Below are 15490 nucleotides of genomic sequence, written 5' to 3'. Positions count from 1 at the left end.
ACGCCTTTTACACTCCTTTTTTATTACCTAATTTCGCAACTAGCAATAAATTAGGTATATTCAGGGTATGTCTTCATCTTCTGCTATTGTCGCCAAAATTCGGCAAGAAGCCGCCCTCTTTGACTCCAAAGACCGTTTACTTAGTTTTTCGACCAAAAACGATTTCCAGTCGCCCCTGATCGCCGAGGCAGGAGACCTTTTCTACGAAAAATGGTTGCAAGCCCATGGGCCCCTTCCCCTGGAATCCTTTTTCCAGGTTTCTCAGAATTTTACGGCGCAGCAAAAGATTACCGCCCTCGACACCATCACCTCGGTGCTTCGTCACAAACTTGACGATTACGGCGAAACAGATCTTTACCTGCTTCTCGGCTTTTTGAAATGGGACGGCAATGCCCTTGCCCCAAGCCTTTTGGTTCCGCTCGACTTCGATCCGACCAAGAATACTGTTTCTATTTCGAATCGAAACCCCATCGAAAATATCGTCCTGCGAGAACGCCTCAAGGACACGATTGCACTGCCCTCTGCCGAAGATGCTATTATCAACGGCAAGTTCAGCCTGCTCCTCTATTTTTCACAATTTGAAAAAGCCATTGCAGGCGAACGAAACTGGCGCTTTACCCGTCACGGGCTATGCCTCGGATTTTTCAACACAAACCTTCTGCAGCTCAAGAAAAGATGCAGCCTAGGCTTTTCCGAAAAGAGCATTGCAGGGAACCCGATTTTGGCGTCGCTCCTTCGCAAGGAAGGTTTCCAGGCCCAAGAATCTCTGTTCGAAGAAAACGATTTCGACAATGTCTTTTCGCCGGCAGACCACCACTTCCTTTACACCACTGATTCGCACACGAATAAAGTGACAGTGGATGCCGAAAACGAGCAAACCTGCGCCTACGCGATCCAGGCACTCCCCGGCACCGAAAAAATGAAGGTGGCCGCCAATATCGTCGCCGACGAAATCGCCCAGGGCAAAAAACTTTTAGTGGTCCACAAGCGCGCCATTACGGCACGTGCATTCCAGAATGCCTGGAAACCGCCCTTCCGCAGTTTCCCGGATACCGACCGCAACGCACTTGAACAGAAAGTTCGCGCCATGCGAAACGGTTTTCTGGAATACTACAACGCAGTAAACAAGCCTATTCCGCCTACCAACGTTTTACTTCCGGAATTGCTGCGCGAATTCAAAGACGTCAAGCAGCCCAAAAAGAAATTCCCCGACCGTATTTTCCGCGGTGTAGGCCAACTGGACTTCAACAGTTACCAAGAGCTCAAGAAAGACATCCAGATTTTGTCGGAACTGTATTTCGACAAAAAGGGAGTCGATGCCCGCAAGGCATTCCAAGGGGTCAAGGTATCTAGCCTTTCAGAAGACCAGCAACAAACCCTTTGCGAAGAACTCCGCTGCGCGGCAACCCGCGCAAAAGAACTGGAACCCGTTATCAAGAAAATGGAATCGACAGGGCTCTTCCCCACCGGGATCTTCCTATCGGGCATGATCGACATTCTTGAACTTCTTCGCGATAATTTCGACGAAAATACTCCCACGTTCGAAGACTGGCAGTTGCGCAGCCACAACTGGACCGCCTACAGGGATACCCTCATGTACCTCCCCGAAGCAGGCGACCAATGGGTGCGGTACCGCAGGCAAACTTCTGACATTTATACCGACAATGCCGTCGACGAAAACATCCAGAATGCACGCGACGACTTTGCCGAATGCCAGCACATTTCTCTCAAGGGCCTTTCGGAACGCTACCGCACATCCCGCAAGCGTTTGCTGCAGGTGATTCGCAAACCCAAGACCGTCGACTCCGACGCCAAGCTCTTGGATTTGATCGACACGCTCCTCGAACTGCAAACCAACAAGAAGACTTACAAGGAAAGCGCCGTACTCGGCAACCATTTGCTCGGGCGTGACTGGCACTTCGAAGGTTCTAACTGGGTCGAACTGAATCAGAAAATTCAGTATGTTTACGAATTCCGTGAAAAGCATAAAGACGACCCCAGGCTCGACCTGCTCCTACAGTTGCTTGAACAATGGCACAACTTTAAGGACCTTCAACCGGAACTTTCGAATCTCTGGAATTCTGTCATCGAGCTTCAATCCTCGATCAAGCAGATTAACAGGGACATGGAACTCGAGACACCTCTCGAAAGTTTGAGCATCGACAAGTGGCTCGGCAAGATTCAGTTGTGGAACGATAACTGGAGTCACCTCGATATTCATCTGCAGCTTTCAGCGCACTTCCAGAAAATGGAAAGCTACTGCAACACGGCCTTAGTCGAATACCTCAAGGATCCCGAAAACGCAGACGCCGATTTCTGCAACGCCCTTGCCCACTACTGGACCGGAGCCCAGATTCAGGCGGCTACCAAGGTTTGCCCCACCCTGTTCTCGGAATCCCCGAAAGCCAAGGCACAAAAGAGCAAAGACTACAGGGCACTCCTGGACCAGTTCTCAAGCGCAAACTTCAAGGAACTGCATAACGCAGTCGAAGCCGATTCAAGCGTGCTCACCGTAGTACCGCTTGCAGACGCACTCAACATTTCCAACAAGCAGACCTTCGACATTTCAATCATTCTCGATGCCGATGCCATTTCAATGGCAGAAGCCTTGCCGATTCTGTTTGCTGCACCCAAGACGATTCTTATTGGCGACCCGCACACTCCGAGCCACGACTACTTACCGATTGACGCTTTCCACGAAGAATCCGTTACTCGTAGCGCTCTCTTCCAAGAAAGCATCTTGACCGCGGCTCTTCGTCAGGGAGCTCCGACCAGAGAACTCTGGTTCACGACGCAATTCAACAATCCTGCCATTGTAAGCTTCGCTAACGAACGCATTTACAATCATGGAATCAAGCAGTTGCCGTCTCCGAACAACGACCTGTTCAAGGGCATTTCAATCAAGGAAGTTTCCGACAAGATCGAAACCATCGCCCTGACGGCAATTCACCACGCCGAACGCCATCCGGAAAGGACTCTCGGAATCATCGCATTCCACCAGTCCACCTGCCAAGAAATTGAAGACGCCATCCGCGCAAAGCTTATCGCGGGAACTCCGGCGGCCAATTTCTTTGCAAGACCGAATGCAGACATTCGCTATTTCGTAAAAACACCCGAAAGAGCAATCGATCAATTCAGGGATACAATCCTTGTCTGTATCGAAGCCGAGGGCGCAGGCGGTCTTGCTGCCGACCACAAGATTGCAGTTTGCTCTACGCTCGCCAAGCGCGAACTCCGCGCATTCATTACAGAATCCGACCAGACAAAGATTGCATCGCAAAAGAATTCGCTTTTCCGTGAATGGATCAACCACCTGCAGTCAAGGCAGTATGACCCTGTAATCGAAATCGAGCCCGCAGATTCTCCGCTCAGAGACGAAGTCATCGAGACTCTCAAGAACGAAAACATTCTGGTACAAGCCCACACTTCAAAGGGCGGCATTCCCGTGGGTCCGGTCGTCATAGACGCCAACAATCCCACGCATTTCTTGTCGCTCATCGAAGACGATTGCACCACGGAACGTTTCCGCGATTCTATCGAAGACCGCGACTACGTACGCCCGCTTATTCTAAGGCAACTCGGCTGGAAGGTCATGAACCTTTGGTTACCGTTCTGGTACATGTCCAACAAGGACGAAGTCGGACACCTGGTGGCAACCATCGCTATCGAACAGAGTGTGGCTCCCCCGCCCACGGTAGAAGCCGACGAAGATGACGGCTCCGAAGTGTTTGATGCCGCAAAGCCCATGACCGAGCCTTACGTGGTACAGCACCCGAAAATCGAAGGAACCGCCCACGACAAGCCCATTGCAGAACTTCCGATTGCAGCGCTCATCACGCAGCTCAAGTTCTATGTCGACAGCGAAGCTCCAATTCACGAAGAAATCTTGAAACAGCGAATTCTGGAACTGCATCATGTCGACAGAGCAGGTCCAGTGCTCCAGCAAGTGCTGACCGAAGCCATCCGTCAAGGATTGCAGAAGAAGCGCTTTATCAAGACAGGCCCGTTCTACTATTCGCTCAAGGCCAAGGAGCCGGTCGCACGCAATCGTGCAAACCGTCCGGACTTCGAACGCAAACTCGCATTCGTCGCACCCGAAGAACGCGCGCTCATGCCACAAAACATGGACGAATTCGCTCTCAAGCAGGCTATGGGGCTGTTAGAATAACTCAGCCCAAATAAGATTAAAGCAAAAAGTTCCACCCGTCATTGGGTGGAACTTTTTCATTATTCAAAAGATGCCAAAGGCATTCAAGTTTACAGCTATTTGACCTTGACGACGAAGGCATTAATGTTGTAAGCCGACAATTCGCGAGCCTTGTCTTCGGCCGTTTTCTTGTTACCCCAGCCACCGCCACGGAGCTTGTAGAACGGGGCATCGAATACGACCTGAATTGCATATCCGGTACTTGCAGAAAGCTGTGCACGACGGCGCTGAGCCGCATCAAAGTCGGCTACAGATTCAAACTGAAGCATATAGTAACCATCGGACTTGGAGGCTTTCGCAGCAGTCTTTCCTGGAACGGCATCGCTCTTGGAGCTGTCTCGCAGAGAAGCGCTCAAAACAGGTTTGTATTCCTTGCCGCGGAAAAGGGAATCCAAATCAGTCGGTTCAGCGGCAAAGGCTAAGGAGCAAAGGCTCAAAGCAAATAAAATCTTTCGCATACCAACAATATAGCAAAAAGGGAACGGATTTTATCCGTTCCCTTTTTCAAATCTAGTCGCTAGATTACTTTCCGGCAGGAGCCTTTGCGTAATCCATTACAGCTTTCGGCGAGCGCTTGACACCCCAGACAGAGGTGCTTTCCTGCTTGGCATCCTTACCAGCAGAACCAAGCTTCACGTAGGAATTGAGCTTAACGATGTAAGCGCCAGTTCCAACCACACGACCCTTGTCAGAACGCATATTCCAGCCGATGAAGAAGTTACGGTCATTACCAGATTCCGTGCAAAGGCCACCATTGAAGTACTGAATTGTCTGGTTCGTCACCGGATCCTTTTCAGTGTTCTTCTTATCATCGCAGTAAATCTTCTTAGACTTACCAGCGACGAAGTTACCCAAGTTAGTGAAGTACTGTACTTCGTAGTAGAAGAACATGTCTTCCGCCTTCACATTTGCCCTTTCTTCGTCAGACAAGCCATTGTACAAGGCGTACATGTCTGCCTTGACCAAGTGACCAGGCTTGCCACCTTCGGCAGCAAAGACTTCTGCCTTGGTCATTGTCGTGCGGTAAGAAGTCACCGACACAGCAGGAACCTTGTCACCAGCCGGGGCATTAGCCGTAGAAGCGAACTTGTTTTCAATCACGTCAATATCAGCATCACCCGTCACCGGAATCCACACAGACGGAAGTCTCTTTGTTTCATCGTAGCCCGTCGGAGAATTCCAGTAGAAGGCAGCATCAGCAGCAGAACGCAAAGTATCGCTACCCGGCTGAGTATAGTGAGTCGTATCGGCATCAGTCCAGAAGATATTGGAGAGATTACCGCCCAAGCGTAAGTAGTCACCCACGTGCGGAGACACATTACCACGCTTGTAGAAGAACCTGATACGACCTTCACCATTAGCACCACTAACAAACGGGCTAACTTGAGCAGTTACCACGGCAGAAGTGTTCGCCAGAGAAGATACATAACGGTCAGCTTCATCCAATTCAATAGCAGAATTCAGATAGAAGTCAACAGAAGTCTTCGCGTAAGTATCCGTTACCAAACGGACCGGTTCAGACATGACGATAACAAGGCTATCATTATCGGTCAATTCATCGCCATCCTTAATCGTACGAACTTCAGCACGCAGCGGCACAGGGGCGATACGATCGGTCAACGCACCGGCAAAGCCCTGCTTCACTTGCTTACCCTTATCTTCAAATACGGCATAAGAATGAACCTTACCCACACCAGCCGTCTTTACACCTGTAGAAAGCGTAAGGCCACCGATCTTGATCAAGTTGGAGCAATAGCCGCCCTTTCCATTGTATTCGATCGGAGAAGAACAGTCAATATTGCTTGCATCAACACTAATCAATTCGTTACAAGAAATCAGAGAGTCCTTGGAAATGTTGGAGTAACCTTCCTTAACCGGGTTATGTTCTTCGGCAGAAAGAGAATCCCACATCACGCAGAGCATGGTCGGCAAGGAATCCTTGTGAATCGGACGGTCATAGTAAATAGCAACAGAGTCAGCCACGCCATCCAGGTATTCCTGATTCATGCTAAAGTACGGAGCCGGAATCTTGTATTCCACAGCAGGGAGAGCGCCATGCACGTCGAACACATCGGCAAGCACCGGATACGGTACCGGAGGATCGCGGAAGTACATCGGGTTATAAACAGCCTGCACAAAATCGTTGTATTCAGCCACAATCGTTGCCGGGTTATTAATCGTCTCATCGGTATCCCAACGATACTTGGTCAACGAACGGACAGAAATGGTTGCATAGCCATCCTTAAATTCAACTTCTTCTGGGATAAAGTCAATCTTCGGAGAAGTCAAATTACCCTTATGAATCTTGAGACCATTACATTCCTGCAAGCACGGGCTAAAGGATTTTCCATCAGCATTCGGCTTCAATACAGCCAGGTACAGATCGTAAATCGAGCCGACCCAGAATTCTTCGTAAGAACCATCAGCTTCTTTTTTCTGACCCGTTACAGACTTTGCATCGGCACCTTCTTCCGGAATCGCTTCGATAAACGAAATCTTCGGCAAGTAGAAGCTAACAGCAAGAGCATTCGGTCGACCAGACACGCTAATCTTAAACGTCTGGTAGTCCGACTGCATATTATCCATAAGAATTTTTGCATAAACCGTATCGACACCACTTGCTCCAATTGTACGAGGGGTACCAGAACCAATCGGCTTACAAGAATCACCACCATCATAGGCACAGAACTCGATAAGCCTTGTCGCTACGCCACTGTTATCGGTAGCCTGCAAAGTGTACTGAACACCCACAGCATCGTCCGGATAAATTTCAACTTTACCGGTACCTTCAACAGGAGCCAAAGAAGATACATAAACCGGCACTTTCGTACCCGCCATAGCAGTGGTCTCAATCGTATAGCTGCCAATCTTAACTTGGTTAGAGTCCATAGCATCACCGTTTGCATAGACAACGTCCACTTCACCACTTCTACGGAATGAGTAGACCTTCTTCGTTTTGCCTTCAATGTTCACGAACAAGGTGTAACGGCCGCCACCCAAGCCACAAATAGCTTCAGGATCAATCTTCGGGTTAGCCGGATTCGTCAAATCGATACCGCACTTATGAACACCGCTAGACACATTTTCTACGCCAGGTACTGCCGGAGAAGAAGCCAAATTGCCCTGAACGAGTGTATAGGAAATGCTGAAACTAGAATTCTTAAGATCATCGCCACAATAGATCTTTTCTTCTTCATCACCCGTCATGGCCGCAGCGCAAGAGCCATCACCACTCTGGGTATAGCAGATTTCATAAGCTTTTTCAGAGGAACCCGTCTTCTGCGGTTTTGCTTCGATAGCAGTCTTCTGCTGGATATACATGTTCGTCTTGATACGCACGTTACTCATGGTCGTACGACGGTCGCAGAAGAAGATATCCAGATCATACTGTTTACCAGCTTCAAGCGCACCACTCTTACCCTTGAACTTATCGAGATTCACATAACCCGGAGCAGCCAAGTGAGTACCACCAAGGTCCACAGCCAACTGGTTATCAATGAACACCCAAATATCGTCGTCACCACGGAAGTTGAACTTCAGACCCGGCTTATGGGTGAACTTGGCATGAGATTCAAAGCAGAACTGCTGGTTACGGCCCGTCTTGGAAGTCCAGCGAGGAGAACCGTTAACCTGGCCACCAACACCAGCCTCTGCCGGAGTTTCAGTACCATCTTCAAAGAAAGCCCATCCCTTCGGAGCATCATTCGGACAACTCCATCCGAAGATACAGCCGGTGTTATCGTTACCAAGGCCAAAATGCTCTCTAACAACAGTTTCCGTTCCTTCGCCATCGGCAAAGAGACCATCACACTTAATACCACCATCCCAACCCGGGCCGTTACAAAGAACATCGATATTGGGAATACCTTCTGCAGGATCATTTTCACGAAGAGCCGGACCATAGAACACCGGGCCTTCGGCCATACGCTTAGTACGGGCCTTAGCAACCGGAGTCTGGAGGGGATCCGCAGCAAGAATGGACGAGTCAGTAGAAGCTTCAACCGGATAGAAGCCACCCTGCACTTCAAGACCAGGACTAGTGTAGAAGTCAGAGTCAAATTCCCACTTACCATCAGTAGAACGATGGAACGGCATATCGAAGCAGCTCTTTTCGTTTACGCCCTGAGTATAGTTGAACAACTGGTTAAAATACTTTTCGTCCATAAAGCACTTCTTACCAGCAGAACTCAGTTTCGGTTTTCTCTGATTCTGCGGAACAGTTTCATCCAAAGTGCTTTCAACAATGCCCGGAGTCACACCGATACAGGCATTAATAGCTGCAATTGCGGTAGTCTTGTCAACACCCTGAGCAGCGGTACCACTCATAGCCTGGCAACCTTCACCACCCTGAGACCAGCAAGAGAACGCCGGATGCAAGTCCGCATCAGTATCATAAATAACTGCAGCCATAGTATAAGAACAGTTACCTTCGATTCCTTCAACATCGGCCTTATGGTAATAGTAGCCATCAGGTGTAGTTTTCTGTCCCTCATCCGGCACAAAGAACAAAGAGTCTTCCATAGTGAAAACAGATGCGAGCGGGATAGGCTGAGCAGATGCAGCAGTTTCCCAGTTGCCGTTCACACCAATCATGTCTTCACGGTCAAGGTCATCATCACGATAAAGAAGCACATTATCCGTGATTTCTTCATTAAAGAATACATAGGAATACCAGCCGCACATGCCATCAACAGCGGTCATAGCTTTACCGGTCTGACCACCATCCAAACTAAGCATCGGCACAGCCGACATCCATTCGTCCATATCAGGCGGAATCATCACAAAGAAATACTTTGCGTTAGGCGGATTTTCGCTAACCACGGTTTTTTCCGGATTAGTCGGATCTGCAAAAATGTAGAGGTCACCTGTTCTGCTACAAGGAATACCATCTTGCTGATTACAAGATGTCTTGTCAAATTCAGAATTCGTAATGCCGGCAGACTGGCAGTAGTCGTTGTTGACCGAAGCGATAAAGAACGATGTATCCTGTCCTTGGGCAATGAGAGAAGACTTAACAGTCCACCATCCGTCAGCTTGTTTTGTAAACGGAACAAACTTACCACCACCGGCAGCATAAGCCGTGGTCCAACTCTTAGGAGCATCGAGATAAACGGTACCTTCGGCACAAACCTGTCCGTTTAACGCAAATGCGCTCTGCGCCCCAACGAAAAGCAGACAAACACCCAACGCCCACTTAACAAGGAGGTTAATTTTATTCATTTTCATTTTAGTTTCCATCGATGGTTTTCCTTCCAACAGGGCATAACAAAAGGACGGACCTTTACGATATCCCATAGACCGCCCTCAAATTTACTCTTTTTTAAGCGAAAAGCCAATTTTATTTTTGTGATTTTTTGGAAAAAAAGCATCCATTTTGTGTCCAAAAACTTAAAAAAACGAAACCTAGTGAGTTTTGTCACAAGAAAAACAGCTAGTGTAAAATTAAGTTTTCAACAAATCCATTTCATACAAGAAAGGGATGGATTAACTCCATCCCTTTCTAAACTTTTCTGAACAGGACTTTATTTAGCTGTCAAGTTCTTCATGTAGCGAGTGTCCGCTTTCGGAGAACGCTTGACACCCCAAACAGAAGTGCTTTCTTGTTTTGCTTCCTTACCAGAAGAACCAAGTTTCACATAAGACTTGAGCTTAACAATATAGGCACCCGTGCCAACCACACGTCCCTTTTGAGAGCGCATGTTCCAACCGATAAAGAAGTTGCGGTCCATGCCAGCATCGGTGCAGAGGCCTCCATTAAAGTACTGGATGCGCTGCTTCGTCACCGGATCGATTTCAGTATTCTTACTGTCATCGCAGTAAATACGCTGAGTCTTGCTAGCAACGAAGTTACCCAGGTTGGTGAAATACTGGACTTCGTAGTAGAAGTAGATATCCTGCGGAGCAACTTTCTTGCGATCTTCATCGGAAAGACCATTGTACAAGGCATACATGTCAGCCTTCACAATATGACCCGGCCTTCCATTTTCAGCCGTAAGGATTTCAGCCTTGGTCATAGACGTACGATACACATTCACCGATACCGCCGGCACCTTTTCTCCGGCCGGAGCATTCGATGTAGACGCAAACTTGTTTTCATTCACGGCAATTTCAGCATCGCCAGTCACCTGAATCCACATCGACGGCAAGCGCAATGTTTCATTGTAAGCAGTCGGAGAATTCCAATGGTACGAGGCGTCCGCAGCAGAGCGGAGCGAATCGGCTTTGGTGCCCGCCGGTTTAATATCTGCGGTATCGGACCAGAATACCGTCGTCAGATTACCGCTCAAGCGCACATAGTCACCCACATGCGGAGAAACACCACCGCGCAAGTACAAGTACCTGATACGGCCTAAGCCATCTGTTGCACTCACAAAAGGCTCATTCTGAGCAGTAACAATCGAAGTGGCACCAGCCAAAGCAGATACATAACGAGAAGATTCATCCAATTCAATTGCAGAATTCAGGTAGAAGTCCAAAGCCGATTTCTTATTTGTCGTCGCAACAAGCTTAACCGGTTCAGACATCACCACCACAAGGCTGTCAAGGTCAGACAACTGATCGCCATCCTTAAGGGTACGCACTTCAGCACGCAACGGGACAGGAGCCATACGGTCCGTAAGAGCCCCATCAAAGCCCTGTCTGACCTTTTTACCCTTATCTTCGAATTCGGCGAAGGAATGAACCTTACCAATACCAGACGTCTTTACTTCTTCGGACAGTTTCAAACCACCCACCATAATCACATTGGTGCAATAGCCACTATCCGACGGGGCAGAGCAATCAATATTGCTTGCATCGAGCGGAACAAGGGCGTTACAAGTGATTGCAGAATCCCTCGGCATTGTAGAAAGACCTTCTGCGTACGGATTATGGGGTTCAGCCGTAGTGGAATCCCACATCACACAAATCTTTGTCGGCAAGGAATCCTTATGGATTCGACGATCGTAGTACACAGCAACAGAGTCGCCGATACCATCCAGATATTCCTGATCCATACTAAAGTACGGAGCCGGAATACGATGTTCCATAGTCGGCAAAGAACCGTGAGCATCGAACACGTCGGCCAAGACCGGGAACGGTACCGGAGGATCGCGGAAGTACATCGGATAATAAACAGCCTTCACATAGTCATTGTACTGAGCAACAATCGTTGCCGGCCTATGAATAGAAGGATCCCTATCCCAACGGTATTTGGTCAACGAGCGCACCGAGATAGTAGCGTATCCATTTACAAAATACACGGGATCTTCAGGAATAAAGTCTATCTTCGGAGATGTTTCAGAACCCATGTAGACATAGATTCCATTACATTCTTCCAAACACGGAACATAATTATCATTGCCAACAGGTTTCAGCACAGCCAAATACATCACATTAATTGAGCCAACCCAATTTTCTGCGTAAGAACCATCCGGTAAGGAATCCTGGCCCATCACAGGATCAATAGAAACGCCATCTTCCGGAATCTCTCTGATGAACGTAATCTGCGGCAAGTAGAAGTTGATGGTCAGTGCATTCTGATCTCTACCGGCAACACTAATGTTAAACGGCGTAATCGGCGACTGCAAATCTCGCATATCAACATGTGCATAAACCGTATCGACGCCAGAAGCACCAATCTTACGTGGCACAGCCGGATTGATTCTCTTATACCCTTCTTGACCCGTAGTTGCATCAATTTCCTTGGTGTAAATTTCCATCGGGGCTGTATAAGTTAGCGTATAGGGCATTTCAACCGCATCTTCCGGATAAATTTCAAGTTCCGTAGAATCGCCATTAAGCGCCACATTCGAAATATAAACCGGGACGTATTCGCCACCCATAGCAGAGGTCTGTATATTATACACACCCGTCTGTGTCTGATCACCACTTTCATCGTCAAACACATAAGAGCGGCCATTCTTATAAATGACATCCACTTCACCCGAGGCCTTGAAGCTAAGCACCTTTGCAGACTTACCTTCAATATTCACGAACAAGGTGTAATAACCGCCTGCCAAAGAAAGCTTCGACCTATCAATCTTAGGCAAACCAAAATTCGTCAAGTCAATACCACCCTTATAGATACCCGGCGTAGAAACGTTATCGAATCCGGGAACCACATTTTCACCGTTTTTCTTACCACTAACAAGTGTGTAAGTGGCCTTGATTCGGCCCGCGGCAATTTCCATCGCAAGAGAATCTCCGCAATAAGTCTTCTTTTCTCCGATACCGGCAGCAGCCGCATCGCAAGAACCGTCACCAGTTCTTGTAAAGCAAAGGGTGTAATCTGTTTCAGACGGATTTCCCGGAACCTTCTTACCCTTGGCCGAAATAGCCGTCTTCTGCTGGATATACATATTCGTCTTGATACGCACGTTACTCATGTCGGTACGACGGTCACAGAAGAAGATATCGATATCGTAGGTTTCACCAGGAGTAAGCAGATTACCCGAAGCCCCCTTCAATGTATCCAATTTTACGTAACCAGGAGCAGCCAAATGGGTTCCGCCAAGGTCCACCGCAAGTTTGTTATCGATAAACACCCAAATGTCATCGTCACCACGGAACATGAACTGCATGCCGGAACGGTAAGTAAAGTTGGCGTGAGATTCAAAGCAGAACATCTGGTTATTATCGTTCTCGATACGCAAATCCCACGTGCTATTGTCATAAACATTGGGTTCGGTACCACTGCTGAATTCGCCATCAGAAACCGGATACAAGTCGATATAGGGCAAACCGGTTGTCGGTTCAATAGCAGACCAGTCCGTGACATTACCAAGAGCCAGTTGTGCCTTACGTGAAATTCCATTCTGGGCCGCGGTTTTACCCTGTTCGCCCACACCATAGCGCACATTGCCCTTGCCGGGTCTAGGGGTAGCAGCCTGTTTACAATAGCCAGTGCATGTCACATCCGTAGCAAGGTCATTCAACGGAGTAAACGCACCCGCAGGTTCATTATAGCTGTCATATTCCCACATACCGTCCTTGGTCTGGCTAAAGACCACATCGCGGCAATGCTTTACGTTAACACCAGCGGTTTCTTCAAACATGACATTGAACGCTTCTGCAGAAACAAAGCACCCGCTTGACGTATTGTAAGTCGGTTTTTTCGTCGTCGGGTCCAAAATACTGTTAACGATTCCCGTGGTTACACCGATACAAGGCACGCTATTGTCGCCGCCAGCTCCCGGATAGTTATACTTCGCCGTTGGCGAATAGCATCCGTTCGAAGCCACACGCGGATAAGCATCACACGTAAAGGCACCATGCATACTGGCATCGGTATCGTAAAGGAAAGCTGCCAACTTATACGTGCAGTTACCTTCAATTTGCGGATCAACAGCCACGAACGTTGTCGTAAGGCCAGCTTCTTCAGCTTTTGCGGAGTCTGCAATAAAATAAACCCTATCAGATTCCTCAAACATGCTAAAGAACATATCCATCGGGAACGGAACCACAACTTCAGCTTCCCAACCATTCATGCCAATAGCCTCTTCCAAATCCACGTCATCATCCTTAAAGATGATCAATCTTTCCGGCAACGGTTCATCCATCCAAACAGCATAATACCATCCGCACATATTCGGATCAACCTTGAACGGTTGAGCATTAGCAAAGGTAGAGTCAGGAGACCACATCGGAACTGTAGACTTCCAGGATTCATCATCGGGAACCAAGACATAGAAATACTTGATATCAGGTGCGGTGTTTGTCACCAATGTGGTACCCGCTTTTTTCGGATTTTCTAGCACATAAACGTCTTTTCCTGCGCCTGGGCACCTAATATTACGATTGTTTTTCGGATAGCTTTGATCGTTCTGAGAAATCCCGTTCCATACATTGGACAGGATAAAATTCATCGGAGCCGACTTTGACGATTCAAGGGCAAATGAGGTTTCGATGTTTTCGCCACCAGCATCGGCCAAATCGTATTCGTAATACCCTGTAGCAGCGTTATAATACGACGCTGTGACAAGAGCATCGATATTGTTCATGGCGATATAAAAGTTTCTTGGCCAATCATCGGGTTTCTTAAAATGCAACGTACCTGCACAAGCGGCAACAGCGTTTTGCACACCAGCAAAAAGCATACAGCCCAATATGACCCATTTCCACCAAGAAATCTCTGTTTTTCTCTTCATATGACTTCCTTCCAATTGGGCATACCAAAAAAGACCGACCCTTTTTGGGACGCCAACAACCAATGTAAATTTATCCTTTTCTTTTCAAAAAAGAACATTTTTTACTTTTTTTTTCGTTTCGTAAAAGGCAGCGTTATAAACAAACGATAAAAACCTTAAAAAATCGAAAATTTACGCATCTACAGACCAGACAGTAAAGAAAATTTTTCAAGAGTAGAGGGGCTATTTTACTACTTTTTTAAACAAACCGGAGTGCTTATGCAGGACATGGACCAAACAATTGCCAGCGGAAACACAATCAAGCTACCCGTCGCCCCCATGCGACCACATCTGATTGTGCTCTACCCGCAACACCTATTCAAGCAAATACCGCTCGAAAAAGGAACGGTCGTGCTTGGCCGTGGGCAAGATGCTGAAATCCGCCTGGATGACGAACTGGTCAGCCGCAGGCACTGCGCCGTCACCTTCGACGGTGTCGACGTAACAGTCAAGGACCTTGGCAGCACCAATGGCACCTTCGTCGACGGCTCCCCGATTACAGAATGTAAGCTCGAAGACCACAACCGCCTGCAAATCGGAAAAATGGTCCTGAAAGTTGACTTCAAGGACGCAAGCGAAGAAGCTTTTGACCGCGAGCTCTACGAAGCCGCGACCATGGATCCGCTGACCAAGATAAGCAACCGCCGCACGTTTATAGACCGAAGCCTCGGCGAACTCGCTCTGGCCCGCCGCAACAACTATTACGTTCATGCCATCATGGTCGACGCAGACCACTTTAAGCGCGTGAACGACACCTGGGGTCACCAGTGCGGCGACATGGTTCTTAAAGAAATCGCCCGCATTCTTAAAGAAGAAAAGCGAGAATCCGACTTGCTCGCCCGCTATGGCGGCGAAGAATTCGTGCTGCTTTTGGGCGGCATTGGGCCCGAAGACGCCAAAAAGAGCGCCGAACGCCTGCGCTCGGCAGTGGAAAGCCATCGTTTTTCGTGGAAAGACACAATTATCCCGGTGACCATTTCTTTAGGCCTTGCTAGCCGTCAGGGCGAAAAAATCGGCAAAATCGAGGATTTGATCGCCGAATGCGACCGCCTGCTTTATGTGGCCAAAGAGGGTGGCCGAAATCAGGTAGCCTTTTAAATTGTAAAGAAAAATTCTA

The 15490-nt window shown here is 48.2% G+C and carries 5 protein-coding genes; 2 read left to right on the top strand and 3 right to left on the bottom strand.

All coding sequences use genetic code 11. The features are described from left to right. Nucleotides 1–67: 67 nt before the first annotated feature. Nucleotides 68–4168 carry a hypothetical protein gene (locus QOL41_RS12820; RefSeq protein ID WP_283430074.1) on the top strand — a complete coding sequence of 1367 codons (4101 nt, stop codon included), beginning with the start codon at nt 68–70 and terminating at the stop codon, nt 4166–4168. Between the two features lie 95 nt (nt 4169–4263). Here QOL41_RS12820 and QOL41_RS12815 read toward each other — a convergent pair whose 3' ends face one another. The 3 genes from QOL41_RS12815 to QOL41_RS12805 all read right to left on the bottom strand — a co-directional run bounded on the left by QOL41_RS12815 (nt 4264) and on the right by QOL41_RS12805 (nt 14283). Beyond that, nucleotides 4264–4665, bottom strand: a complete 402-nt coding sequence (locus QOL41_RS12815) for an SPOR domain-containing protein (protein WP_283430073.1) — start codon at nt 4663–4665, stop codon at nt 4264–4266. Nucleotides 4666–4729: 64 nt separating this feature from the next. Next, entirely contained in the window at nt 4730–9433 is a 4704-nt protein-coding gene (locus tag QOL41_RS12810; protein ID WP_283430072.1) for a fibro-slime domain-containing protein, read from the bottom strand. Between the two features lie 296 nt (nt 9434–9729). Next, complete coding sequence (locus QOL41_RS12805) at nt 9730–14283, bottom strand: fibro-slime domain-containing protein (protein WP_283430071.1); 4554 nt, start codon at nt 14281–14283, stop codon at nt 9730–9732. A gap of 318 nt (nt 14284–14601) precedes the next feature. Here QOL41_RS12805 and QOL41_RS12800 point away from each other — a divergent pair, with 318 nt between their 5' ends. Next, nucleotides 14602–15471 (top strand): GGDEF domain-containing protein, encoded by an 870-nt coding sequence (locus QOL41_RS12800; RefSeq protein ID WP_283430070.1) that lies wholly within the window; start codon nt 14602–14604, stop codon nt 15469–15471. Nucleotides 15472–15490: the final 19 nt, after the last annotated feature.

The sequence above is a fragment of the Fibrobacter sp. UWB10 genome (assembly GCF_900182935.1).
Lineage (GTDB): Bacteria > Fibrobacterota > Fibrobacteria > Fibrobacterales > Fibrobacteraceae > Fibrobacter > Fibrobacter succinogenes_O.
The sequence above is the reverse complement of the archived record's forward strand: the minus strand, read 5'-3'. Positions and strand labels throughout refer to the sequence as shown.